The 25,002-nt window shown below is 44.6% G+C and carries 26 protein-coding genes and 1 tRNA gene; 11 read left to right on the top strand and 16 right to left on the bottom strand.

The annotated features are described in order from the left end of the window. Nucleotides 1-70: 70 nt before the first annotated feature. From HW988_RS01755 to HW988_RS01720, 8 genes are all read right to left on the bottom strand, one after another. Nucleotides 71-898: a GNAT family N-acetyltransferase gene (locus HW988_RS01755; RefSeq protein ID WP_181605966.1), complete on the bottom strand. Its 828-nt coding sequence runs from the start codon at nucleotides 896-898 to the stop codon at nucleotides 71-73. 105 nt (nucleotides 899-1,003) lie between these two features. Beyond that, nucleotides 1,004-2,020 carry an L-threonylcarbamoyladenylate synthase gene (locus HW988_RS01750; RefSeq protein ID WP_181605965.1) on the bottom strand — a complete coding sequence of 339 codons (1,017 nt, stop codon included), beginning with the start codon at nucleotides 2,018-2,020 and terminating at the stop codon, nucleotides 1,004-1,006. A gap of 3 nt (nucleotides 2,021-2,023) precedes the next feature. Further along, on the bottom strand, nucleotides 2,024-4,570 hold the full coding sequence (locus HW988_RS01745; protein ID WP_181605964.1) for an ABC transporter permease: 2,547 nt from the start codon (nucleotides 4,568-4,570) through the stop codon (nucleotides 2,024-2,026). Between the two features lies 1 nt (nucleotide 4,571). After that, complete coding sequence (locus HW988_RS01740) at nucleotides 4,572-5,237, bottom strand: ABC transporter ATP-binding protein (RefSeq protein WP_181605963.1); 666 nt, start codon at nucleotides 5,235-5,237, stop codon at nucleotides 4,572-4,574. Continuing rightward, the gene (locus tag HW988_RS01735) at nucleotides 5,234-5,833 is read right to left on the bottom strand and encodes an arylesterase (RefSeq protein WP_181605962.1); all 600 of its coding nucleotides are present in this window, start codon (nucleotides 5,831-5,833) and stop codon (nucleotides 5,234-5,236) included. The genes HW988_RS01740 and HW988_RS01735 overlap by 4 nt, the downstream gene beginning before the upstream one ends. A 110-nt stretch (nucleotides 5,834-5,943) precedes the next feature. Next, on the bottom strand, nucleotides 5,944-6,282 hold the full coding sequence (locus HW988_RS01730) for an RNA-binding protein (RefSeq protein ID WP_181605961.1): 339 nt from the start codon (nucleotides 6,280-6,282) through the stop codon (nucleotides 5,944-5,946). 130 nt (nucleotides 6,283-6,412) lie between these two features. Continuing rightward, on the bottom strand, nucleotides 6,413-6,904 hold the full coding sequence (locus tag HW988_RS01725) for a YajQ family cyclic di-GMP-binding protein (RefSeq protein WP_181605960.1): 492 nt from the start codon (nucleotides 6,902-6,904) through the stop codon (nucleotides 6,413-6,415). Between the two features lie 237 nt (nucleotides 6,905-7,141). Then, nucleotides 7,142-7,621 (bottom strand): peptidylprolyl isomerase, encoded by a 480-nt coding sequence (locus HW988_RS01720; RefSeq protein ID WP_181605959.1) that lies wholly within the window; start codon nucleotides 7,619-7,621, stop codon nucleotides 7,142-7,144. 155 nt (nucleotides 7,622-7,776) lie between these two features. Between HW988_RS01720 and HW988_RS19235 the strand changes: the two genes are divergently transcribed. The 5 genes from HW988_RS19235 (at nucleotide 7,777) to HW988_RS01695 (ending at nucleotide 12,956) form a co-directional block, all read left to right on the top strand. Further along, on the top strand, nucleotides 7,777-8,310 hold the full coding sequence (locus HW988_RS19235) for an HNH endonuclease (protein ID WP_370468140.1): 534 nt from the start codon (nucleotides 7,777-7,779) through the stop codon (nucleotides 8,308-8,310). A 50-nt stretch (nucleotides 8,311-8,360) separates the two neighbouring features. Continuing rightward, complete coding sequence (locus HW988_RS01710; RefSeq protein ID WP_181605957.1) at nucleotides 8,361-10,001, top strand: hypothetical protein; 1,641 nt, start codon at nucleotides 8,361-8,363, stop codon at nucleotides 9,999-10,001. Between the two features lie 22 nt (nucleotides 10,002-10,023). After that, the gene (locus HW988_RS01705) at nucleotides 10,024-11,277 is read left to right on the top strand and encodes an AmpG family muropeptide MFS transporter (RefSeq protein ID WP_220128785.1); all 1,254 of its coding nucleotides are present in this window, start codon (nucleotides 10,024-10,026) and stop codon (nucleotides 11,275-11,277) included. A gap of 72 nt (nucleotides 11,278-11,349) precedes the next feature. Beyond that, nucleotides 11,350-12,459 carry a 3-oxoacyl-[acyl-carrier-protein] synthase III C-terminal domain-containing protein gene (locus HW988_RS01700; protein WP_181605956.1) on the top strand — a complete coding sequence of 370 codons (1,110 nt, stop codon included), beginning with the start codon at nucleotides 11,350-11,352 and terminating at the stop codon, nucleotides 12,457-12,459. Then, complete coding sequence (locus HW988_RS01695) at nucleotides 12,456-12,956, top strand: hypothetical protein (protein ID WP_181605955.1); 501 nt, start codon at nucleotides 12,456-12,458, stop codon at nucleotides 12,954-12,956. The genes HW988_RS01700 and HW988_RS01695 overlap by 4 nt, the downstream gene beginning before the upstream one ends. A gap of 2 nt (nucleotides 12,957-12,958) precedes the next feature. On the opposite strand, the gene HW988_RS01690 is transcribed toward HW988_RS01695, so the two are convergent. Together HW988_RS01690 and HW988_RS01685 are read right to left on the bottom strand one after the other, a co-directional pair. Then, on the bottom strand, nucleotides 12,959-13,789 hold the full coding sequence (locus tag HW988_RS01690; protein WP_181605954.1) for an aldo/keto reductase: 831 nt from the start codon (nucleotides 13,787-13,789) through the stop codon (nucleotides 12,959-12,961). Between the two features lie 23 nt (nucleotides 13,790-13,812). After that, nucleotides 13,813-14,778, bottom strand: a complete 966-nt coding sequence (locus HW988_RS01685) for a YeiH family protein (protein ID WP_181605953.1) — start codon at nucleotides 14,776-14,778, stop codon at nucleotides 13,813-13,815. 79 nt (nucleotides 14,779-14,857) lie between these two features. On the opposite strand from HW988_RS01685, the gene HW988_RS01680 reads away from it, so the two are divergent. The 4 genes from HW988_RS01680 (at nucleotide 14,858) to HW988_RS01665 (ending at nucleotide 18,906) form a co-directional block, all read left to right on the top strand. Continuing rightward, entirely contained in the window at nucleotides 14,858-15,265 is a 408-nt protein-coding gene (locus HW988_RS01680) for a DoxX family membrane protein (protein ID WP_181605952.1), read from the top strand. Between the two features lie 54 nt (nucleotides 15,266-15,319). Then, nucleotides 15,320-16,567, top strand: coding sequence for a DEAD/DEAH box helicase (locus HW988_RS01675; protein ID WP_181605951.1), 1,248 nt, complete (start codon nucleotides 15,320-15,322; stop codon nucleotides 16,565-16,567). Nucleotides 16,568-16,576: 9 nt separating this feature from the next. Further along, a complete protein-coding gene (locus tag HW988_RS01670) occupies nucleotides 16,577-17,995 on the top strand; it encodes a hypothetical protein (RefSeq protein WP_181605950.1) in 1,419 nt (472 codons plus the stop codon). A 128-nt stretch (nucleotides 17,996-18,123) separates the two neighbouring features. Next, complete coding sequence (locus tag HW988_RS01665) at nucleotides 18,124-18,906, top strand: hypothetical protein (protein ID WP_181605949.1); 783 nt, start codon at nucleotides 18,124-18,126, stop codon at nucleotides 18,904-18,906. Here HW988_RS01665 and HW988_RS01660 read toward each other — a convergent pair. From HW988_RS01660 to HW988_RS01640, 5 genes are all read right to left on the bottom strand, one after another. Beyond that, nucleotides 18,903-19,403: a DUF4442 domain-containing protein gene (locus HW988_RS01660; RefSeq protein WP_181605948.1), complete on the bottom strand. Its 501-nt coding sequence runs from the start codon at nucleotides 19,401-19,403 to the stop codon at nucleotides 18,903-18,905. The two genes, HW988_RS01665 and HW988_RS01660, sit on opposite strands and share 4 nt — an antisense overlap. A 9-nt stretch (nucleotides 19,404-19,412) precedes the next feature. Next, nucleotides 19,413-19,925, bottom strand: coding sequence for a hypothetical protein (locus HW988_RS01655; protein ID WP_220128784.1), 513 nt, complete (start codon nucleotides 19,923-19,925; stop codon nucleotides 19,413-19,415). 104 nt (nucleotides 19,926-20,029) lie between these two features. After that, nucleotides 20,030-20,386 carry a GFA family protein gene (locus tag HW988_RS01650; protein WP_255490152.1) on the bottom strand — a complete coding sequence of 119 codons (357 nt, stop codon included), beginning with the start codon at nucleotides 20,384-20,386 and terminating at the stop codon, nucleotides 20,030-20,032. After that, the gene (locus HW988_RS01645) at nucleotides 20,386-20,898 is read right to left on the bottom strand and encodes a hypothetical protein (protein ID WP_181605947.1); all 513 of its coding nucleotides are present in this window, start codon (nucleotides 20,896-20,898) and stop codon (nucleotides 20,386-20,388) included. Before HW988_RS01645 ends, HW988_RS01650 begins: the two co-directional genes overlap by 1 nt. A gap of 57 nt (nucleotides 20,899-20,955) precedes the next feature. Continuing rightward, nucleotides 20,956-22,185 (bottom strand): S41 family peptidase, encoded by a 1,230-nt coding sequence (locus HW988_RS01640; RefSeq protein ID WP_181605946.1) that lies wholly within the window; start codon nucleotides 22,183-22,185, stop codon nucleotides 20,956-20,958. A gap of 109 nt (nucleotides 22,186-22,294) precedes the next feature. Here HW988_RS01640 and HW988_RS01635 point away from each other — a divergent pair, with 109 nt between their 5' ends. Next, the gene (locus HW988_RS01635; RefSeq protein WP_181605945.1) at nucleotides 22,295-22,951 is read left to right on the top strand and encodes a type 1 glutamine amidotransferase; all 657 of its coding nucleotides are present in this window, start codon (nucleotides 22,295-22,297) and stop codon (nucleotides 22,949-22,951) included. Here the strand turns inward: HW988_RS01635 and HW988_RS01630 are convergent. Next, complete coding sequence (locus HW988_RS01630; RefSeq protein ID WP_181605944.1) at nucleotides 22,948-24,459, bottom strand: YiiX/YebB-like N1pC/P60 family cysteine hydrolase; 1,512 nt, start codon at nucleotides 24,457-24,459, stop codon at nucleotides 22,948-22,950. The genes HW988_RS01635 and HW988_RS01630 overlap by 4 nt on opposite strands. Before the next feature lie 199 nt (nucleotides 24,460-24,658). Here HW988_RS01630 and HW988_RS01625 point away from each other — a divergent pair. Beyond that, nucleotides 24,659-24,749, top strand: a tRNA-Ser gene (locus tag HW988_RS01625). The last annotated feature ends 253 nt before the right edge of the window (nucleotides 24,750-25,002 follow it).

Here is a 25,002-nt window from a genome sequence, read left to right as displayed (position 1 = left end):
AACCGGCAAAACCGTCAAGTCACGTTTCATATCGCAGGGATCCTCGGATCTTTAGCTAAACTAAAGTTGGTTAAGACCCCATCTTAAAACGCTTCCACAGCGTGCTGTTCAAATCTTCGCGCTGAAGGATCGTCAAGAAATCCACACAACGGAAATCACGATCCCAGGCAGGCTCACCACCGATGAACGCGCCAGCCTTCAAGTAAGCGCGACACAACGGTGGCATCAAAGCTTCAGCCGTCTCCCTTTGAGTCTCCGTAAGAGAGTCTTGATACTGAGCTTTAGCCTTTCTAATTTCCGGCATGGAATAGTCTGCAGTGGGCTGAACTTTGAAAGCTTCAGCCACGCGGCCTTCATTTTCAAAGTACGCCTGCAACAACGCGGCTTCTTCTGGATTTTCCGTCATCACCGTGGCGCAACCGAACAAGATCTTTGCATCCGTCGCATTCATGTATTCTGCAATCCCGCGCCAAAGCATCGAGATCACCGCACCCCTGCGAAATTCTTTTTCGATGCAAGCACGGCCCAATTCAATTTTAACTCCCGGCTGTTGCAACAAGGTTTCGATATTGAATTCGTTGGCAGAGTAAAAGTTATTTGTATGAAGAGAGCAGCGGATACGATAAGTCCCGATGATTTTCCCTGAGCGCTTTTCTTTGATAATCAAGTGATCGCAATCATAGTCATAGGCATCGATATCCAGGCGACCCGGTTTTTTGCCCAGCATTTCAGAGTGAAAGACTTCCCAGCGCAGGCTTAAAGCTTCCCGAAGCTCTTCCGTGTCGGTTACGGTTTTTAGGACAAACGGTCCAACTTCCACATTGATATTAACTTTAGATTTGAACTTGTGAAGTTTGTGAGTGCGTAGCTGATAAAAGGATTGAAGTGCCGTAAACATCTTGAACTCCTCCGTTGAATCCAAGAACAGCTTAACGAACTATTTGTCTTAACATTGTCAGAAGAAGAACAGAGGATCTTTAGGATTCTGTTTGGACGAAGGTGCTTACAGGACCAAAGATGCGGCTTTGTTCAGACGGTCAAAGAGGGATTCCCAACGCTCGCCCACTTGATGTGATTCTTTGTAAAACAAGATGCAGTCAGCACCATTTTGAGCTGCTTCGCGAAGCTTTCCGTAAAATTCGCGCGTCGCCAGCAACGGATCCTGGGAAAGTTTTAAAATTTCAGCTTTCGCAATTCCATTTTGGGGTTTAATGATCTTGATGCTTTCGATTTCATCCGGCAGCAAAGATAGTTTTTGATTCACTTCTTTAAGAATATCATCCACTGGGCGCTGGGCGTCGGTGCTTACGATCAACGGGATCGGCGGCATGTAATGGTGTTTCATATGGCCCGGGGATTCGCGCTTATCGACTTGTTCGATAAACTCAAACGTAAAGCCCTTTCCCTGAAGCACTTTTTCCAAATCAGATTTCAAAATATGCCCGCGGCGAAGAATCGAAAGCTCAACCTTTTCCGGGCGATGACGAACCAACAAAACCGTGGATTCGATACCGATCTGGCAATCCCCACCATCCATCACAAAAACGTTTTCGTTTTTAAACTCAACACGTACGTGAGTCGCTGATGTCGGAGAAGTACGACCGAACTTGTTCGCACTTGGCGCCGCCAGGGGGACATTCACTTCCTGAATCAGTGCCAAAGCCAAAGGATGGTTGGGCATACGAATCCCCACAGACTCTAAGCCTGAAGTGATCATAGAATTGATAGAGTTATCCTTAGGCAAAATCAGCGTCAAAGGCCCCGGCCAGAAAACCTCAGCCAAAGCCTGAGAAGCAGGTCCCCAATAAGCCGTCACCTTTTTAGCCATTTCGATCGACGACACGTGCACGATCAAAGGATCAAAGAAAGGACGCTCTTTGGTGGTAAAGATCTTTTCAATCGCAGAGGGAATGTCGATACGAGCGGCCAAACCGTAAACAGTCTCCGTGGGAAGTCCGATGACTCCCCCTTCTTCAAGGATCTGTTGAGCTTTTTTTAAAGCCTCGTTGTTCGACATCATGAATTACTTTTCCTCGCGTAGAATACTTAAAGCACTTTCTTTTACAATATCTGCGCTGGCAAGGAAAGAGATCAATAAGCTTAAGGCAGTAATTATCGCCACAGAAAGCAGTGGTTGAGTCAGAGAAAACTGAAATCCGCCCTCAAAAATGATCCGGTTTAATCCATAACTGACACCAACACTAAGGAAAGACCCCAAGAATGAGCTAACGAAGGCAAGAAACGCGAACTCCGTCAGAATAAAGCCCGCCACTTCGCGGTGACTTGCTCCCAGGATTTTCAGCATGTTCATTTCCCACCGGCGAAGCTTGATCTGACTGCGCACGATAGAAAAGAGCACAATATATCCGGTGAACAAAGCCAGGTATGCCATAAGCTCCAACGACCAACTCATTTTGTCTGCTGTCTTAAGTGCGTCATCCACCGTTCGCACGACATCGATTACGGAAACGTTCGCAAACTTTTTAGCGAGCTCATCTTGAAGGGCAGCTCTTTTTTCAGCGCTTACAGCGGGTAATGCCGAGATAAATGTTTTAGGAGCATCGTTCAAAACCCCATTCTGAACCAAGACAAAGAAATTCGGCTGAAAGGTCGTCCATTTCACTTTACGGAAGTTCACGATCTCGCCTTCGACTTCCACACCTTGCACGTCAAAGATTATTTTGTCGCCAAGTTTAAAGTTCATTCGATCCGCAAATCTTTCTTCCACGGAAAGTTCGGCAATCTTTTGTTTTTCTGGATCAAACATCGCAGCCATTGGGCGGCCTTCGATGATTTCTTCGCTGTCTGACAAATGATCACGATAAGACAAATTCATTCCGCGATTGCGGAAACGGGCTTCGCGTTCTTCTTCGCGGGTTTTAAATCCTTGGCCTTCGATTTTTCGTTCATAATCGACGCCATTTACTTTCAAAACCCGGGCGCGCACCATTGGCGCCAAAGAAAGAGTCTTAATTTCATTGTCGGCCAAAACTTTTTGAATGCCCGTAACTTGTTCATCTTGAATATCAAACATGAACAAAGAAGGCAGACTTGTCTTTTGATCAACCTGCAAGTCAGATTGCAAAGAGTTCTTAAGCTGAGGAAGGATATTGATCAGCAAAGCACCCAAACCCAACGCCACGAATACAGCCAGACTTGCGCCCGCACGACGGGACAGCCCCAGGAAGCTGAACTTCATTGTCCACTGACGAAGATTCTTAAGAGTTCCTGCAAATTTCAGAACGAAGTATCCAGCCACCAGCAAAATCGCAATTGTCGCAACCAAAGATCCAGCAAAAGCAGAGCCGATCTTCCAGGAGTGTGCCTGATGCACGGACAGTCCATAGAATACCAGGATCGCAGGAATAAACGGCCAAACACGGAACTTACCTTCATTCACCGCAAATTTTTCTTCACTAAATAGTTTTGCAGCCTTTAAGTCATAGATCTTCATTAGGAACGGAAGACTGACGACAAAGCTTCCCAGAACCGCCATCAACAGGCAAAGGCCCCAGGCTTCCATGGTGACCGATGGCTTTAAGTCAAACGGAGTGAAGCTTCCTAAAACTTTAGTAAGGACTGGCAATACGATTTCACTGAAAGCAACTGTCGGCAAGGTGGCAAGTAACCCCAAAAGCGAGGCTTGAAGAACATAAACGCCAACCGCCTGGATACTTTGCAAACCAAGAGTTCGCAGAATCGCGATCTCTTTCATACGGCTGTACAGGAACATTCGATAGATATACGCCGCACCTAATGCTGACATAAAAAGCGCGATGATCGCGACTAATCCCAAATAATCAGACAAGTACCCTAGCTGGCGGCCAGAGTCTTCACCGGCGGAAGTAGGAGTGTCCACTGATATCGCCGGGTCTGGAAGTTTTTGAAAGATATTTTCCTTAACTTTATTTTCATCAGTCCCGGACGGAAATCTAAATTGGTAAGCTTGAGTGAAAGTACTTCCGAACTGAATCAATCCAGATTCTGGCAGAAGTTTCAAATCGACGTAAACTCGTGGTGCAAGCGAAGCCATACGAAATGTCTGCGTTTCATCACGGTCAACAACGTCGGAAATCTCTAAATCAAGTTTTCCGATCTGTATACGATCGCCAGTTTGCAGATTCATCTGCTGTTGAAGTTCTGGATAAATCCAGACTTTGTGGGAACCTAAAATTTCCTTTTCACTGCCTGGACCGATCCTTTTTCCACTGTGCATCTCCAATGCACCATAAAAAGGATAACTGCTGTCGATGGCTTTCACCATCACCAGTCGTGAACCTTTGGATGAACTCATCATCGCAAAGAATTCATAAATGCGACCCGTTTCCGTTCCGGGCGGCAAAACCGACTTCATGGCAGATTGCTCTGCTTCGGTCAGTTCTCTGCGGGCTGAAACAGATAGATCCGCTGATAAAATGTTTTTAGCATTTCTTGCAAGTTCATCTTGTAAGGTGACGTTGAATGCCTGCAGCGACACAAATCCAGTCAGCCCCAGACTTAAATTGAAAATAAAAAACAAACCAAATCGCCAGCTGCGAATCAGCTCTCTTACGGCCAGACGAAAAATCATTTTACTGATCCTTTAATACGCCTTCTTCCAAACGAAGAATGCGCTGACAACGGCGAGCCAAGGTTTCACTGTGAGTAACCAGAATAGTCGTGATTTTGTGCTTACGAACAACTTCGAAAAACACATCCATCACTTTATCTCCCGTATGCGTATCCAGATTTCCACTTGGTTCATCGGCCAGCAAAATACGTGGCTTCACCACCAGGGCCCGGGCAATCGCAACGCGCTGGCATTCTCCACCGCTCAGCTGGCTGGGGAAATGATCCAGGCGATGTCCCAATCCCAGCTCACGCAGAGCCTCTTCGGCTCTTTGTTTTGGATTTTCCATTTTCAAAATTTCCAAAGCAAGAGCCACATTTTCCAAAGCCGTTAAATGCGCAATCAAATGATACTGCTGAAACACGATGGAAATATTCTGCGCGCGAAACAAAGTTAGCTGTTGCTCCGTCATCGGAGATAAATTCACCTTATCCACAAGAATTTCCCCATGGTCTGCGCGTTCCAGGCCAGCCAGAATAGAAAGCAAAGTCGATTTACCACTTCCCGACTGCCCAACGATGGAAACTATCTGTCCTGGTTCGATCGTGACGTTCAACCCTTTTAGGACTGCGACTTCAGCATCGCCTTGATGAAAACTTTTACGGATGTCGTTCAGGGTTAAGCTCATAATTTGCCTTTCAACGCATTAAAGATCGTGTCTGCGATAATTTTATGGCCTTCCTCGTTGGGATGAATGCCATCAGCGAGATTATATTTCGGATTTCCAGCAACTTTATCCAGAATGAACGGAATAAATGTCAGTTTGTATTTCTTAGCCAAATCCTCGTACATCTTTTTAAACTTCGACGTGTAATCCGCGCCGTAATTAGGTGGCATATAAAGTCCACCCAAAATCACTTCGACTTTTTCTTTCTGGGCATATTCGATCGCGGTGGCCAGATTTTTCTGACTCTCTTCAACTTTTAATCCACGCAAACCATCGTTTGCTCCCAAAGCCAAAAAAACGACATCAGGTTTTGATTTAAACAGCCACTTCATGCGCGAAATTCCGGAAGCCGTCGTCGAGCCGCTGACACCGGCATTGATGATGGACCATTCTTTCTTGCCAGCATCATGCAACTTCTTTTCAAGCAAAGCCGGATAGGCCGCTTCCTTAGAAACACCGTAGCCCTCAGTGATAGAGTCACCTAAGACGATTAGTTTTTTTTGAGCGAACGAAAGCGACGAGAATAAAAGCAGAAACGTGATAATTAGAGTTCTCATAGAGAACTATCAGACATCTTTACGGAACTTTGTTCAAGACCAGAACGAAAAAGCCCCAAGGAGTTTTCCTCAGGGCTCTAAATTACTATTAACAATAGTGATCAAATCAATTAGCGATTACCGTACTCGCGACGACCGCCACCACCGTTACCACGGTTGTTGTTGTTGAAGCCACCACGACGAGGACCACCCTCACGAGGAGCTTGAGGACGAGCCTCAGAAACATTCAAAGCACGGCCGTTCATTTCAATGCCATTGCCTTTTTCGATAGCTGCATCAGCTGCAGTATCATCAGTCATCTCAACAAAGCCGAAGCCTTTAGAGCGACCTGTTTCGCGATCCATGATAACTTTTGCGGAATCAACTGCACCGAATTGTGCAAAATGATTGTGTAGAGTTTCATCGTCTACAGAGTAAGGCAAATTGCCTACGTATAACTTCTTAGCCACGAAAGACCTCCTGTGGTCGTTTTTAAAAACCCGAGGAAGCCTTCGAACAACTTAAAATCGATACTCACACGGGAAACTTGGGTAAACTAGATTAAGGCTAGCATAGCCCAATTTCCGTGCAAGCCCAATTTTAGGATCTCATATTATTAAACTGCAATGGAACTGCGTAACTACCAGAGCGTATTAGAGCAATACACTCTTGTAATTCATCTATACTTTTTCCAGTCACTTTAACTTTATCATCCGCAATTTGAGGCTGAACTTTAAGTTTAGCATCTTTAATCGCCTTAATAATTTCCTTAGCAACTTCGCGGTCAATACCTTGCTGTAAAGTGACCTTCTGGCGGAGCATTCTTCCCCCAACAGGTTCAATTTTATCGAACTTAGTAGCTTTGATATCTACTCCACGACGATGCAATTTCGTCTGAAGGATACTGCCCATTTGTTCGATTTTATATTCATCTTCGGCAGACAAACTAATTTCTTTTTTATCTTTGTCCCAACCAATCTCAGCTTTACTCCCCTTAAAGTCATAACGACCCTCAACCTCTTTACGAGCCTGATTAATCCCATTATCCACTTCCTGAAGATTCAACTCAGAAACAATATCAAACGAAGGCATAAAAAATTTCTCCGAAATTTTTTCGAAAATCGAAAAGTCGACAATCGAAAATTGAAGTTCAAATTCCCAAAACTAAAAGACCAACTCCCCTCCCCAACAAACGTCGCAGAAGTAGAGTTGGTCAAAAGGGTCCGAATGCAAGGCGGAGGGTCATCCCCACAGCGCAGGCGTGCTCCAGGCACGTCGGAGCGAGGAGATGGCCCGACAACGCAGCAGTCGGGCCGTTTTCACCAACTCTTAGTGGTGGTGGCCGGCGTCGCCGTGTAGTCCATGTGGATGGCCGTGTTGTTCTTCTTCTGGCGTGGCTGGTCTGATCAACGCCATTTCAATATCAAACTCAAGATTTTGGCCAGCCAAAGGATGGTTGCCATCTAGAGTAACGTGAGAGTCAGAAATTTTTGTTACGCGAACGATGTGTTGTCCTTCGCCCAATTCCAAACGAAGGTGTGCACCGATTTCCAATTGTGGAAGGTGTGCTAGTTCTTCTTTAGGAACATCCATGAACATGTTGTCGCGGATTTCTCCGTAACCATCTTTAGCGGCAAGCTTAACATTTTTCTTGTCGCCTTCTTTCATGTCTTTAATTTCTTCTTCAAGTTTAGGAAGGATTTGTCCTGCACCTTCAAGGTATGGCAATGGATGACCCTTTTCAGATTTATCAAGGATTTGACCATCTGGGCCTTTTAGAACGTAGTTAAATGCCAATACTCTTCTCATAATGAGTCTCCTTATTTGATACGTCCGTATCCCACTTTTCCTAGCCTTTTGGCAATATAAAAGCCCTCATCTGCGACACAATTGGCGTAGAGCTTGAATTTCCGGCTCAATATTAGATATACTTGAGTATAGGAACGCACCAGAACGGGGGATACATGCAGCACATGACCTCACTGAGGTCCTTACTGCTTAACTCAAGCTACGAACCCATGCGGGTTGTAAGTTGGCAAAAGGCCTTAATATTGTGGTTTCAGGACAAAGTGGAGATACTTGAGTATCACCAGACTTTCGCCCGGTCTTTTCAGCGAAGGTTTCAGCTCCCCAGCGTATTGAGACTTAAATCATACGTAAAACCGAGGGGAAGCCATGCCGTCCGCTTCTGTCGAGAAAACGTTTATATCCGCGATAACTATACCTGCCAATACTGTGGCGAAAAACTCAACGCCAAACAGCTCACTCTTGATCACGTCGTACCCGCCTCTCATAATGGACCGAAAAATTGGACTAACGTTGTTTCAGCCTGCCGCGAATGCAACCAAAGAAAAGCAAATCGCACTCCAAGAACTGCGAATATGCCTTTGCTGACAGAACCGCGTGCACCGAATTGGCTACCAACTTTACAGTTGGAAATTAGTGCCGATCACGTTCCGCCTGACTGGGCACCCTACCTTATCCTAAAAACGGGATAGTCGTGTACATCGTCCTTATTCCCAGCTAACCTTTTACAAAGGGGGCTTGCGTGAATAAGGACATTCACAATCAGCTGGTCGCAGCTCTGACTACTATCATCAGTGAAACCAATGGGATTTCATTATCCGATACATTGGATTTATTGCTTTCATCTGATTTAAATGACAAAAATCCCGAAGCTTATAAATTGGTCGCGGACTTCCGCAATCTTTTGAACCGCTTTCAAATTAATGAAATCACGATCACGACTTTGCTGAAGCATCCGATTTCGGCAGCCTTGTTTGACTTCTTTAAAAATTTTCCACTTAAGTATCACGAAGAGCACATTCATCTGACCGGTGCGATTTCTGCAGATTTCATATATCCCCGTTTGAAAAAACTTTTGGAAGGTCCTGACAAAGCGATCTATGAACAAAAGATTTCTGAAGTTTACGGTCCCCAGGCATTACCAATTCGCAGTGTTGAGGACGTCGATAAACTGATTCGTCTGCAGGAAAACGAAGGCTTCGCCCGTTACCTTAAAATTCTATATCTTCCCAAATTGATTTTTTTGAATCGCGAAGTCCATGCGGAAGCCGCATATCATCTGGCAAGTGACCTTTGGAAAAATTTTAACGTCGGTTCTATTCGACTTAAGTTTTCCTTGTCGCGTTCGACTTCCAGCTCATCAGAACAAATTCCAGGTATTGACGACGTCACGCCCGAGGATGTTGTTCTAGGGTTGTACGACGGTTTTAAAAAATTCCAGGATGAGCACAGTGAGTTCCGCTTTATCCTATCCCCTTCCTTCCGTAAGGAAGCCAATCACTTTGACGCGGAAAACTTTAAAACCCGAAAAGAACATTTCATGTCCCAGATCGACGAGCTGGTTCAGATGTTGGATAAATATCCTTTCTTACAAAAAGTGATGACGGATGCTGATACGGTGGGTGACGAGCGTGAACTTTACCGTAAAGAACACTTCAATGAAATGAAGATGGGGTTTAGAAAACTGCAGTATCGTGGTTTTAAAATCCGCTCGCATCATGGGGAAACCTGGCACACATTGAAAAAAGGTATTCAAGCTGTGGATAATGCCATGAACATCTGGCACATCGATACACTTGAGCACGGAATCAGTTTAGGAATTAATCCCAATAAATACTTCCACCGCCTGTATCAGGATTTCATTAAGCGCAATAATGATGGCAAGGGCTTCACTGAAAAAGATCCTTTATACCGTGAGTTAACGGAACTTGATTGGGCTGACAACCGCCACGTCCTGGAAAAACTTTTAAAGGGCGAGCGTTTAGACGACGCGGAAAAAGTTCTGTTGGTCAAAGCGAAGTTCCATACTGCCCGCGAAGTTGAACACTATCAACATGACGTTTTAAATCGCATGATTCAAAAAGGTGTCACGTTAGTTTCACTTCCCTCTTCAAACAACAAACTCACTGGAAAATTCGAGGATTATAAGGACCACCCGTTCTCGTGGTGGGAGAAAAAAGGTGTGCAGTTGGGTGTGGGCACGGATAATCACGTGACGTTAAATACCAACTTTATTTATGAAATGCTGATCTTGCTTTACACCGATTCCGTCAATTTAAAGATCACAAAACTTTTGATGGTTACTACCGGAGAAAGCCGCAGACCTTACATCAGTCACCTGTTGTGGACGATGCGCAAAAGACTTAAGAACCTGACTAAGTAATACAAAGAAAGACATCACAGTAATGGCAGCTAAGAAAAACATCCTTAAAGACTTATTTAGCAAACACATGCTTATCATCCTGTTTTTGGGTTTCGCCAGCGGCTTGCCGCTGGCTTTGACCGGCGGGACTTTAAAAACGTGGTTGGCCCGCGAGCAAGTTGATATCAGCACTATCGGTTATTTTAGCTGGGTGGGACTGTCTTACTCTTTGAAGTTTTTATGGTCGCCCCTGTTGGATCGCTATACTTTATTTAAAGTAGGTCGTCGTCGCAGCTGGATGATGGCAACACAGGTTGCGATCATGGCATCGTTGTTATTCCTGGGAACTTTAAGTCCCATGAATAACTTAAGCTTGATGGCGATCATGGCCGTGTTGATTGCTTTCTTTAGTGCCACTCAAGATATTGCGATTGATGCTTATCGCCGCGAGATTCTGACAAACCAAGAATTGGGCTTGGGATCCTCACTTAATATCTACGGATACAGAATTGCGATGCTGGTATCGGGTGGGTTGGGTATCGGTATGGTCGGCAACGAGTTCTGGCCAATTACCTGGGGGCAGTTGTATTTCCTGATGGCTGCGATAATGGGTATCGGACTTTTAACGACATTCTTTGCACCAGAGCCAAAACTGGATTCCCCTCCCCCGAAATCATTGTATCAGGCCGCAGTTGAGCCCTTTGCAGAGTTCTTAAGAAGACCAGGGGCCGCGTATATTCTTTTGTTTGTGTTACTGTTTAAACTCGGTGACGCCCTTGCCGGAGCTTTGCTGCAGCCTTTCTATGTGCAAATGGGCTTCACGAACGCCGACATTGGATTGGTGGCAAAAGTCTTCGGAACCGCTTCGTCGCTAGTGGGATTGTTTTTTGGCGGTATCGCAATTTACTACATCGGCATTTATCGCAGTCTATGGGTCTTTGGAATATTACAAGCAATCTCCACTGCAGCTTTCGCTGTTCTCACATTTACCGGCAATGCATTGGTGCCTTTTGCAGCGGTGATCGTGTTTGAAGATATCAGCACAGGTATGGCAACCGCTGCCTTCGTGGCTTTCATGGCCGCACTTAGCAACAAGAAATACACAGCGACGCAGTACGCGATTCTTTCAAGTGTTGCGACTTTGGGAAGAACTTTCTTCTCGGGCTTCACAGGTGATTTAGTTAAGCAATTGGGTTGGGCAAATTTCTTTTATGCCTGCGCCTTGATTGCAATTCCGGGATTGCTCATGCTTATAGGCATGAAGAAGTATCACACAGATGAGGCTCTTGATTCTTAAGAATTGTTAGCCTCCCGGTGTATGTTCACACTGGATCTACAAGAGGTGTACGCGGGCCCTTAGCATGGAGTCATGTATCTAGGAAAGTTTCACTCCATTGAGCCTCCATATCAGGTTTCCCAGGATGCCAGTCTTGATTGGCTTTCGACAGCTCATCATCTTGCACAAAATGAACAATCCCACACGAAGGAAGAGTATTTAAAAATGCTCCATCGGGTGGGTTGTTCGTCTCAACAAATTCAGCAGAGATATTTTTTCGTACCTGATGTCGGCGAGCACGATTGGTCTCAAAATAAAATTTATCCAATTCCCGTAAGCAAGCGTGGCGTCAGCATGCACCATCGCCACGAGTACTATCACAAGATCGTGCAAGATCTGTTCAAACAGATTTATGATACCCGGGCTTATCCGGACGATATGATTCACGTCAGTTGCACGGGATATGTCTCGCCGAGCGCCGCACAGCTTATTGCCCTAAAGTCTCCAAAACCCGTCACCGTCACGCATTCCTATCACATGGGCTGCTATGGAGCTTTTCCGGCGTTAAGAATGGCAGCGGGATTTTTAGCGAATGAATCTATCTTAGGGGAAAAGCGCAGCGTAGATTTGGTTCACACCGAATTATGCAGTCTGCATTTAAATCCCGAAGAATCGTCGCTGGAACAGATGGTAATTCAAAGCCTGTTCGCTGATGGTTGTATCGCGTACCGCATGAGTCACGCTCAACCGGACGCGGGTTTCAAAATTCTTTCGCTTTATGAAGAAATAATTCCTGATACCGCTGATGCGATGGAGTGGATGGTTTCTGATTGGGGAATGAAAATGACTCTTTCGAAAGACGTTCCCTCGATGGTGGGAACAAAGATTCGCGAATTCACCGAACGCTGGTTGAAAACGCGCGGCTATGATCTTTCTAAACTTCAAAAAAATGCACTCTTCGCTGTTCATCCTGGTGGACCAAAAATTATTGATCAAGTTGCGCATCATTTAGAATTAAAAGACTCGCAAGTTGAAGCCAGTCGGCGACTTTTGCATAGACGGGGCAACATGTCTTCGGCGACTCTCCCCCACTTGTGGGAATCCATTCTTCATGACGACAACGTGCCATCGGGCACTCAGATCATTAGTTACGCATTCGGACCCGGACTGACTGTTTGCGGAGGACTGATGGAGAAGTTATGAGTGCCTTCCTGGTTCTGACTGTCTTACAAGGGATTCTGATTTTTGTGGATGAGGTCTTTTTTCATCACAAACGAGGATTACCCCGCTGGGAAAGAATAGGACACCCCTTAGACACGGCAACTGTACTGTCATGTCTACTATTCATTGGACTTGCACCGAAAAACGTCACCAATGAAACCATTTACTATTCGATGGCGATATTTTCCTGCGTCTTCATAACCAAGGACGAATGGGTTCATCGTAAGTTTTGTTCCGCAATGGAGATGTGGCTACACGCGCTTCTTTTTGTGGTCCATCCGTTGCTATTGTTTTCGGCAGTATATGTCTGGGAGTCGCATCAACAAATGGTTTTAATGACTGCTGCGGGGGTTGTGGTCTTTGGGGTCTATCAAGTTGTGTATTGGAACTTTATAGATTATCGATTGCAAGAGCGGCGCAGGGCCGCCCTTTACCGCGATCTTTCCCAAGAGGATCGCTATGACTATTTTCGCGAATAAATTTAGAACTCTGCCGTCATTGGGTTTGGCCCTATGCGACCGTCTTTGCTGTCCATTTTCTCTATCTTAGCCATATCGTCGGCACTTAATTTGAAATCAGAGACATCAAAGTTTTCTTTAATGCGTGAAGGTGTCACGGATTTTGGAATCACGATAAAATTATTCTGCAAATGCCAGCGCAAAATAACCTGTGCTGTGGACTTGCCATGTTTTGCCGCGATTTCTTTCAGATGGGAATCATCTAAAAGCTTACCTTGACCCAAGGGACTCCAGCATTCAGTGAAGATGCCGTGTTTTTGATGGAACTCACGCAAATTCTTTTGTTGGAATTTTGGATGAAGTTCAATTTGATTGAGGACTGGAATTTCCCCCGTCGCATCGATAATACGAGTCAGATGCTCGGGCATGAAGTTAGATACACCGATTGATTTTGCCTTACCCTGTTTCTTAATCTCCACCATGGCTTTCCACGTTTCAAGATAAAGACCACGATGGGGAGAAGGCCAATGCACCAAATACAAATCAACTTGTTCGATTCCCAGCTTTTTCAAACTCGAATCAATCGCTTTCATCGATTTGTCATATCCTTGATCGTCATTCCAAAGTTTTGTGGTGATGAATATCTCGTTGCGGGCAAGTCCACTGTTTTTAATTGCCTGACCTACCCCCGTTTCGTTGCGATAAATGGCTGCAGTATCAATCGAACGGTAACCAACTTTGAAAGCTTCACTGACGGCTGCCTCGGCACCATCATCCGGCACTTGCCAAACGCCGAAGCCCAATTGAGGCATGTGGGTGCCATCTCTTAACGTAACTGCTGATTTGAATGCCATGGATATTCCTTTGCTTTCGAGGATTACGCGAGCCCGATCCAGCCCGCTAAAATTGCCGTTAATGTCAGTCCGCCAACAATAACCCATAGTAAAACACCTTGGATCAATGGTCGCACGCCGACACTGCGTAATGTGTCGCGAGTCAAATTCGCGCCGATCAGGAACAACGTGACCACTAAAAGTTTTTTGGCAAGTTCGTTAACGACTTTTCCTGCTCCCTGAAGCTGAGGGATCCAAGTAACCAAAGCTGCTGCTAATAAAAACCCAAGAATAAACCAGGGAAATTTTGTTTTGCCCGCCGTAGATTCTTGCTTGCGTGAAACCAAGTATCCAAAAAACAACGTCACTGGAACAATCCACAATGCTCTTGCCAGTTTCACTGTTGTTCCCACTTCCAAAGCGTGAGCACCATATTGCATGGACGCCCCCACAACAGAACTCGTGTCATGAATCGCCAGCGCACTCCACAGACCGAATTGACCTTCAGTCAAACTAAAGTGATGACCCACAAATGGGAAAACAATCAATGCCAAGGCATTCAGCATGAACACCACACCCAATGAAACTGAAATTTCATGAGGCTTCGCTTTGATGGAAGAGGAAACTGCAGCGATGGCACTGCCTCCACAAATCGCTGTTCCTGCGGAAATCAAAATCGAAGTATCGCGCTCAGTTTTTAAAACTTTACCCAAGAAGTAACCAATGATCAGAGTCAACGAAATACCCAGGACTGTATAACCCACACCTTGCGCTCCGACTCGACCAACCACATTCAAATCCATTCCCGCCCCCAAACCTACAACGGCGATGCTTAAAAGATTCGACGTCAACTTACGTGTTTTGGAGATATAGGGATTACCAACCGTGACAGCCGCGACCAACCCCAGAACCAATGCAAGCGCTGATGAAAAGCTAAAAACAAAACATGCCACCGCCAGCAATGGAATGAGGGCCATCGAAACTAGATATTGGATTCTTTGTATATTCATAGGGAAAAGAGTAGCCGACATAATTCTTGGTTGATACTAAATTGAAGATAAGCTCCAATATTTAAAAGGGGTATTCATCATGAAAGCTAAACTACCAATGATCGCGCGCATTCTTTTCGGTTTGATCTTCTTTCTTTCGGGAGTTGCAGGCCTTGCACAACAGATGGGCCTTATGCCACCTCCACCAGTTGAAGGCATGCCTCCGGCAATGTTGACTTATTTCCAAGGTATCATGGCTTCCGTTTATTTCATGCCGCTACTTAAAATCACGGAAACCGTGTGCGGGCTTTTGATTCTGATTGGCTGGTTTGTGCCACTTTGCTTGGTCATCATGGCGCCGATCGTTTTGAATATTTTCTTTATCCATGCGTTCCTGGCTCCAAGTGGCGTGCCCCTAGCTTTGATCCTGGGTGCTTTATTGATCTATTTGGCCTTCTTTGCGCCTCCATACGCTCCTAAAGTTAAGGCTTTGTTTCACAAAAAATAGTAAATAATTCAGCAAGTTGGACACGGCAGACCTCTCCATGGTAGAGGTCTGTTCATGAAATTCGAAAAATTCCACCTCTCTGAAGACCTTCTTCGCAATCTTGAAGACAACGGCTATTTCCGCACAACTGATATTCAGTTCAAAGCCATTCCATCCATCCTTAAAGGCGAAGACGTTCTGGCTATTGCCCAAACCGGCACCGGTAAAACGGCGGCTTTTGCAATTCCTCTGATCAACATGATCCACTCCGAAAAAAGCAGCAAACGTGCAATCGGCATCAAATGCCTGGTACTTGTTCCGACTCGTGAGTTGGCTCAGCAAATCGGTGAAGTGTTTAATAAACTTTCCAAACACACAAAGGTAAAACCCTTCGCCTTGTTTGGTGGTATCGAACAAGACGCACAGATCAAAAAACTTCAAGACGGCATCGACGTATTGATCGCAACTCCAGGCCGTATGTTTGACTTGATTTCTCAAGGCTTCATTAATCTGAATTTTATCGAACACCTGGTTTTGGATGAAGCCGATCAGATGTTGGATTTGGGATTCATTGACGATATCGAAGACATCAAAAGGAAATTAAACCGTCGCCACCAGACTTTATTTTTCTCTGCGACAATCAATCCTGAGATCAAAAAGCTTGCATACTCTCAAGTTCGCAGTAACGCGATCCGAATCGAAATTTCGCCGGAAGATCCTGTTTCAAAAAACGTGAAACACTTTGTGATGTTTGTCGAAATGGACGACAAGCGTTTCTTCTTGGCAGAGTACATCAATCAAAATGCAGATGGTAAATTCATCGTCTTCGTTCGCACGCGTGTACGTGCTGAACGAGTTGCTAAAGCTCTGGAGCGCGTGAACATCGCCTCTTTGACTTTGCACGGGGAAAAAGACCAAGTCGACCGTGCTGACGTGATGGCAGCCTTCCGTAAAGGCGATTGCAAAATCATGATCGCGACTGATGTAAGTGCTCGTGGTATAGATATCCCTGACGTTACACATGTCATTAACTATGACTTGCCGGAAAAACCTGAGAACTACGTTCATCGTATCGGTCGTACAGGCCGCGGTTTTAACAAAGGTATCGCAGTTTCCTTCTGTGCTACGGAAGAAAAAGAACAACTTGCAAATATCGAGGCTCTGTTGACCAAGCCGGTCGAAGTTATTAAAGTAAACAAAGCCGACTATAAAATTATCGCTTCGCAACCGGAAACTTCAGATATCGATAAAAGCCTTCAAGCTTTGCTTGATAGCGAAGATCTGTTTGCAAATCCTAAAAAAGCGAAGTGGAAGAAAAAGTAAAACGACGGAATGAAATTCAGAATTTGCGCAGCACTTACACTCAGCTTGATTCTTTCAGCCTGCGCAACCAGCGGCGGACGACGCCAAATCATTCAAATTCGTTCAAACTCCCCAGGGGCCAAGGTCTTTCTAGACGATCAACTCCTGGGTCAAGCTCCCCTTCTTGCAGAAATTCCCCGTAAAAGCTCCCTACAACTGAATGCCGTGGATGGTAAATCCAAAGCATCGACAGAACTCGATGGCCACTATCGCTGGGGACGAAGCTTTGCAGGTAATCTGGGGTTTCTAAGCTGGGCACCGGTTGGTTGGGCAACAGATTTACTGACGGGTGCTGCTTGGGAGTATCAAGACGACGTCAATCTTGATTTTTCTGAATCACAACAAGGCAATTACCAACCAGCCGTTTTTATTGCGATCGCTCCCCCGATCGCTACTCATCCGAATATTGCTGACGAAGTCGGAAGACTTATCAGCGCCGATTTAAGTACCAAACAAACCTCGACGACGGTTCTGCCATACAATCAGACACTTTCGGTTTTTAATGATCATGATATGGATAATGATGACCAAGGCGTTAAGTCGGATCGTTACGAGGCGGCTTATCACCTAAAGGCTTCAAAGATATATCTGGGCACAGTCGATATATCTTCAGATTCACAAAACGTTTTAGTTAAGGGACAGCTTCAAGATGTCTTAAATCCTGCAGAATCAAAAAGCATGGACTTTGCATTTGATAAATCTCTGACACCCTCCATTTACGAGGTTGGATGGACAGACAGAAGTTCTGAAGTCATAAGTCTTTTGCCTAATTCTATTTTTATTATTCCCGCCTCGGGCAGAACCAGCCTGACTATCAATGAACAAAACGTCAGCGCCGAGGAAGTCAGCTCTGAAGGTTTTGTGGAAAAGACCACGCAGTACCTGGCAGCCATCAGTTTAAAAAACTTTTTACCTCCTTCGAAACGAAAGGAATGGCGCTATCACTTTCGGTTAACTCCGAGTTTAAGTTTTTCTTACGCCCGCGAGCAGTTTAACGACATTCCGGCATTGAAAGACGTTCAGTTTAAACGCTTTCACACGGATGCGGGGTGGGGCCCGAGCTTTAATTACGGGAACAATCGTTACAATCTGTATCTAAATATCTTTCCGACCGTGGGCTATGACTCGATCACAACCGAAAAACAAGGGCGCGATTATCGCGAGGACAGTCTTGGCGTGACGGTAGGCCTTGAAGTTGGCGCGATGTTATTTTTTAAAGAGCGTTGGAGTATTCAGGTCTTCAGCCGAAGTGCGACTGTGCCCGAAGGTATGTGGAGCAATATCATTTCTGACGTTACTAACACTCCCACAACTGTGGACTCGGCAGCCTTTGTGGCAGCGGGTTTTGCTCTGGGATACACCTTTCCAAACAAAGACCTTCCCTTCTAAGAGTGACCAAATTTTGGTCACCTTTTTTACCTAATTTCAACGTTCACGACCCCAACCCAGCTATATAAACCGAAGCTGTGGCATATCTTTCGCTATTCAGAAACGAACCAGCGACAAGGGGAACGGGGATGCTTCAAAAATCCATGAAATTCGTAATGGTTTGCACGATCACTCTGCTTTCAAGCATGTCTTTGGCAGCAACGAAAATCTATACTCCTCAAGACAAAGAATACTTCACTCATTCCTCCAAACTGGATCGCGCATTGCAACTGAACTCGGGCCAGCTGCAAGTCACCAATGAAAGGATTCCCAGCACCGCGGTTGCCGTGTGGAAGCTTTTCGTAAAGGCCTGCGTTCCCAGCGTGCGCAACGACCGCTACGCGAAAACGATGACCGTGCAGAAGACTGGAAATTTCACAGTTTTAAATTTTCAGTGTGATAACAAAAGCGACTATCACGCTATTCCAGAAACGATTCAATTTATCGCAACCTTAGATCAACACGAAATTTTGGCTGACTTGCAGGTTGTGCAGTTCGCAACTGATATTTCGAAGCCGGCGAATATTAAAACCGATGATCCAAGTGACATTCTGCTAGAGGTCGGCGCAGGAACGCTGATGCAAGGATTGTTGGCTAAAGATCAAGACAGCATTGAACATAATGATAAGATCATCAATTCTGTTGCGGGAAGTTTGGTTGCCGTTTCAAGTGCCGCGCTTGCCTATAAAGGACTTAATATCACCAAGAAACAAGCTTACTGGATTGGTGTCGCTTCAAGTGTAGTCGCCAGCATGTTAAAAGGTGCATACGATACATATACTGCGAATGAAGTTAATGCGACAGATATGATCAGTCACCGGGCAGGATTCATTCCCAATAATATCGATATCAGTTTTAAAATTTCTTTCTAAGAGCGTTCTTTTTTCTTCTTACGAACGTAAAGTTTTTTAAGAACGGACGCGACCAACTCCCCGTTCGCATCAATCACCTGTACTGGCAGATCAAAGATGTACTTATCACCAGACGCGGTTTCTTTAAGAACTTTCTCGATGATTTCATCATTGATTCTAAATTCGGCCGTAACATTGGTCTTTCCGGGTGCTACGAAGTCTATGGTGGCACCTTTATCCCAAACATAATAATCCTGCCCCAAGTTATTGATCAGCATCAGCATGTAAAAAGGGTCCGTCATGGCATAAAGAGATCCGCCGAATTGAGTGCCCACGTAATTGCGATTGTACCATGTTTGCTTCAGACATACTTTGATGTAGCGATAATCAGAAGATATCTCTTCAATCTTGATCCCCGCCCCCAGATAAGGCGTCCAAAAGCTGATCATGTACTTTACAAGCCAGCCTGGAGTGTTAGATCCCCTTTTTCTAAGATAAGACGTAAAGGCATTAACCATTCGCTGTTCCTATTTCTCCAGTATCTGTTTCAACTTCTGCAAATCCTTGGTGACTGCCCTTGCATCGTTCTCAAAATCCGCATCAGACATTTTAGGACGACGATATAAAGTAAAAATCACTTCACTGCCATCAGCGTTCTTAACTACTCTTAAGGGATTGTGATTCACTTCTCCAGACGGAAGAATGACGTCATGATCGACGACACCGAATTTGTTCTTTTCAACAAAGCGAACTTTCACTTTTCCCATCGGAGAATCAGCTATCCAATCATCTCCGGACTTAACCAGTTCGGCCTGGCTTAATCCCGCGGCCCAGCGAGGCATATTTTCCGGCGTGGAAATAAACTGATAAACTTCATTCACGTTTTTCCCAATTGAAATGCTTATTTGTTTTGCGGGATAAGTCACGGCTAATCCTTTGCTGGGGCGAACCACGTTTTTGAACATTTTGATCTGGGACGATCCGAGCGAACAAGCAAAAAGAATCAAAATGGAAAGTTGAATTTTCAGGTATTTATTCATGGCACACCTCGAAACTCTATTTCAAACACCCTCTCCCTGTATTTCAAGATCAGAGAGCCGGCTTTGATATAAGTCATTTCGAGGACGCGTTTATCGTCTGGTGCCTAGATCGGGAATGATTTTCCGTCCACTTTAGTGATTTTCAGACTATCCAGATCAACGTCTTCCAAACAACGTACATTGATCGCTACCATTTTTGCACCATTTGGAGCCGTGCCATGTGCAAATGGAGTCACGCCACACTCACCACAAAAGGTATGATGAATTTGCTTTTTGCCGAATTGATAGTCGACGAGCTCTTCAGCCCCGGAAAGCATTTTGAAATTCTCAACTGGTACAAATGCCAGCAAGGTGCCTTTTCTTCTGCACATTGAACAATTGCAACTGATAACTTCTGTGAAGTTGCCTGTAGCTTCGTATTTTACTTCGCCACAGTGACAACTGCCGATTTGTTTTTCCACTAGAAATCCGCGATCACTACAAAGTAAGGATCAAGTTTTGTGTCCTTATGATTGTATTTGGAATAGTCATAGCTTTTATAGCTCAGCTGAAACGCCAAAGGAATTTTCGTCGGAACTTTATAACCGAAATCCAACTGGAATCCTGAACCCTCTTTGTAATCTCCATATGTCGATGAAACAAAGTATGTGGCCAAAAGATATCCACCACTTTCTTTACGAGTCATGACACCACCGCTGACGCCATAAGAAGTGCGATTCACCGTTGCCGAATCAGATGCTTGAGCGTCATTTTGATAAAGTCCACCCAGCACCCAAGGCGAACCTTGAAATTTATAGTAAAGAGCGACGTCGTACAAAGTACGAGTCGATTTACTTTCAGCTCCTGATTCCTCGGAAGAAGAGCTCATATACAATAGGCCCAACTTACCCATGCCTTCCGCTAAAGCAAGACCGCTATTCAAGATCACACCCAAAAACACCAAAGCTTTAAAAGAACGCATAATTGTTTTCATGGCTAAATACTGACAAGTCCTTCAGTATTACTCAAGACAATTTGAACAAAAAATTCATCACTTTATTAAAGTGGATATTCTCTGAAATGGATCTTCTGAATCTTTTAACAAAAGTTGTGGTTTATACCCTATATTTTCCACTATGCGCCCATCTTTATAACTGATGTAGTTGGCGGAAATACTGACAGCAAGATGACTCTCAGGCAGAACTAACAAACCCACATTACCAAACTGAACACAGCCACGCGTATTCCTACTTCCAATAGTTTTAGCATGAGGATGCTCCTCCATTGCCTCCAAGAATCTCTCGCAAGCTGAAGCGCAAGTTTCATCAATCACTATATAAATAGGACGATTGTATCCACGATCTTTCAGATGGGAATTCTCATAGGTCAAATTATTGTCTTCATATTCGTTCGTCGGCTGAAAGGCATACTCGTCATAGACCAACTTCTTAACTGTGCCACCGTATTCGTACTCATTGTAATCAAGTATTTTTTGAAGCATTCCCCTTCTCGCTTCCGCATCGATTCTTTTTCCTCGTTCTGTTTGAAATAATATTAGATGATTCTTACCTAAGGCGTGAATAACAGGGTGACCAATCTTTCCATTTCTTTTTATAGGCATCGGAAAGTATTGAATTTCACTTCCCTCTCGATATTGCTCACCCCACAAGAGTGCGGCTATTTTCAGTGGCACCTCAACATACCCACCACTATTTCCCCGAAGGTCAAATACCAATGCTTTGGACTTTTGCATATCTTTCTCAACTTCACCGATGAGGTCGCGAATGTCTTTTTCTTCCATAATGAAAGAGGGTATTTGTTTTACAGCAACTTTGTGAGGGTCTAATGAAAGTACGGGATCAGAGAATACACTGCTAGGTGCGCGCGCAGACTCTAAAGAGGAGTCATCTGATTCGATCCGAGATACACGCAGATGACCATCTGGAATAATTGAAAATATTTTCTGTAGCTTATTTAGATATTCATCCATAGCCATATTCTTGGTAGCGCTCAACAGCTGGAGCTCATCTATCATTCGCTGATACTGATCCGGATAAATAGATTTCGCAGAGTATGCATGATCAAACGCATACAGAAGATACTTTATTTCCTTGTCGATATCTTTCGACGTTAGGACTTCCTTCCTGTCACTGAAATCTATTCTGCTAACTTCCAAATCTTTAGGACTTAACTCTTGATTGAACTGAAAGTAACAGATTGATGCCGATAGCGAAAGGAACACAATGATCATCCATTTATATTTTTTTGCAAAACTTTTCATTGTTTATATTTCGGAACAACTTCACCATTACTTAATGTATCTCATTTTGAGATTGAACCACTAAACTCATCGTTGCCAAAATAGCAATCCGCAGATAGCATTTTTAAGTATGCAAAAGCTTTTAATTATCCAACATCAGCAATCGGTTCCTCCTGGTTCGACACTTGAGTGGGCAAAAAAGAATGGTATTCAGGTGGAGTATTGGCATCCTGCTGACGGGACCCCGGCTCCAGATTTTAAACCCTATCTGGGGGTTGTGATTTGTGGCGGAACGGCAAACGCGTTTGAAGAAGACAAATTTCCGTGGCTGCAGACGGAAAAAGCCTTCCTTAAAAAATTGGTTAAGAACGACCAGAAAGTTTTTGGTTTGTGTTTGGGTGCCCAGCTCCTGGCGGATGTCTTGGGAGAAAAAGTTTTTATTCATCCAGCTGGTTGGGAATCTGGTTTCGTCCCAGTGAAAATGTCAACGGGCGAGACGTTGCAGGTATTCCAATCTCACCTTTGCACTTTTGATTTACCAAAAGGGGCCGAGCTTTTCGCGACGAATGATTTTTGTAAGAATCAGGCATATCGAGTTGGCAAAAATATCGTTGCCACTCAATTTCATCCGGAAGCGACGGATGAATGGATCAAATACTGCTCGGAAAAAGATCTCTCGGCGCGAACTGGAAATGTGCAAAATAAAACCGAGATGCTTAATTCCCTTCCTTTAAGAAAATCTCTTCAGGAGTGGTATTTTAAGCAACTCGATGCTTTATTTCTTTAGTCGCACTTGTGGTTATCGTCATAGAAAAACCAGTGGAACTGTGACCCGCCGAAACCCGGGATATGAAGAGCTTTATCGTCTGTACAGTCCTTACGTCGATAAGCCTCATTGATAATCAATAGATCCTGAAATGAAGGAAGGTAACCGTTCTTTTTATAGAACTCAGCTTCTTTCGCATAAATATTCTTTTCCAAGGCACTGGCCACAACTTCAAATTGCACATTTGTTTTGATGCTATCGACTGGCATATATTTCGGCAGAGTGTCTTTGGCGACACCGAACTGACGAACCATTTTTGCAAGATATGCTTTGCCTGCATGCTTGGGCTCCCAGTGGAAGTTATAGCCCTTCGTGATCATCCAACCGTAAACACTTTGCAAAACAGCGTCTTGCATACGGACCTGACGGAGAAGTGGCATATGTCTGAACTCGGCGACGAAATCAAAGCGTGGATCGACTTCCACATCATAGGGGGCGAACAACGAAGTTTTTGTCACACCCAATGAGCGTGGATAAGCATTGCCTTTGAATTTACTGACGGTGCTACGAAATTTTGGAATGATCAGCTGACCATTTGATGCCTTGTCATAAGCCATTCTGACGACTTCAGAACAAAACATTGTCGAATAGTCGTCATCATTCATCGAAAAGTCGTACTTGATACCCTGGCCTTTGTCCAAGGCTCCTTGGGCATAATCATAAATATAACGAGAAGCTTTTTTTGCAAGCGTTTGATCTGGGTGACGGAACAAAGCCACACGGGCATCTGCAGACTGACGCCATTTTTCCAGCGGAGTAACAATCGTACCGTACTGAATAAGGGCTTCAACTACATATTTCTTGCCAGCTTTATCTTCGCCCACGACTGCAAGATGCGAAAAATTTCCTTCTTCGTCGGCGATACGCGCGATCATCGCAGAGACATAGGACTTCCCGCGAATGATCATGACGTCACCGGCTTGCAATTCAAAACCTTCAAATTTTGGATTGGTCCAAGTACTTGGTTTTTGATTTGTCAGGATCGGAGCTGCTTTAAAGTTATAAACTTTCTGTGCATACAACCAATCCAACAAATACTCTTCAGCAAAACGTGCGTACTGAAATCCCTCACGCGCTTTAGTTGCGCAGTCTTTGCTAAGCTCACTGCGTGTATCGAACTCCTGAAGTTTCTCATGCAAAGAAACGCGGATTTGGAAAATCGTATCTAGAACTTCCGGGCCATATTTTCGCAAGCTCTCTTGCTCCGTAGAAGATTTTGGAACGAAGTGATCGGCTGGCAGATAATAAAGATAGTCCGTCACATTGTTCACGAACATCACACAAGTTTGCGGATTGAAAATTTGAGCATTGTTGATATCAGCCAAAACCTTTTGGCTACCTGTGATCAACTCACCCGTACTGGCTGGATTGCGATAAGACCGTGGTTCCATTGGCTTGGTTGAGCTGCTGGTACAAGCCGAGATCAATCCCATCACCGCTGCCGTCGCAATCGTGACCAATTTATTCATATAAAATCCTCCGAAGTGATTAATATTATTCGGCAATCAGAGGGTTTTTGATGACTCGACCTCGGTCCGGGTTTTAGACCAATCCAAATGTTAACGCATCAAATCAAGAGCCGAATATCACCCAGATATTCCTAAACCACGTCCTTGATTTCCCAGGGGGCAATTGTTATGTTGTCACCTCTTCAGAACTTTCCCGAATGGACAGGTGGCCGAGTGGCTGAAGGCGCACGCCTGGAACGCGTGTGTAGGTCAAAAGCCTACCGAGAGTTCGAATCTCTCCCTGTCCGCCAATTTTGATAGTAGTCGAACCCTCGATAGGGTGACCTCCATAAATACCCATTTTAATTTTAGTCGGATGAATCTCTGCGAACTGCAGAACATTCTCAAACACCTCACGGTGTTTTTCCTTGGGTGCTTCGGCGAGATGTTTAATCGCATATTCAATCCGAGCCTTGATCGAGCTCCCTGAAACCCCCTGCAAACTTGTTTTTCTTTTTTGAGACTCCAACTCCAAATGCTGTGCTTTGAGTTCCTGAATCTTTC

The organism is Bdellovibrio sp. KM01 (assembly GCF_013752535.1).
Classification (GTDB): domain Bacteria; phylum Bdellovibrionota; class Bdellovibrionia; order Bdellovibrionales; family Bdellovibrionaceae; genus Bdellovibrio.
Note: the sequence above shows the minus strand (reverse complement) of the source record. Positions and strands in the feature narration are given on the sequence as shown.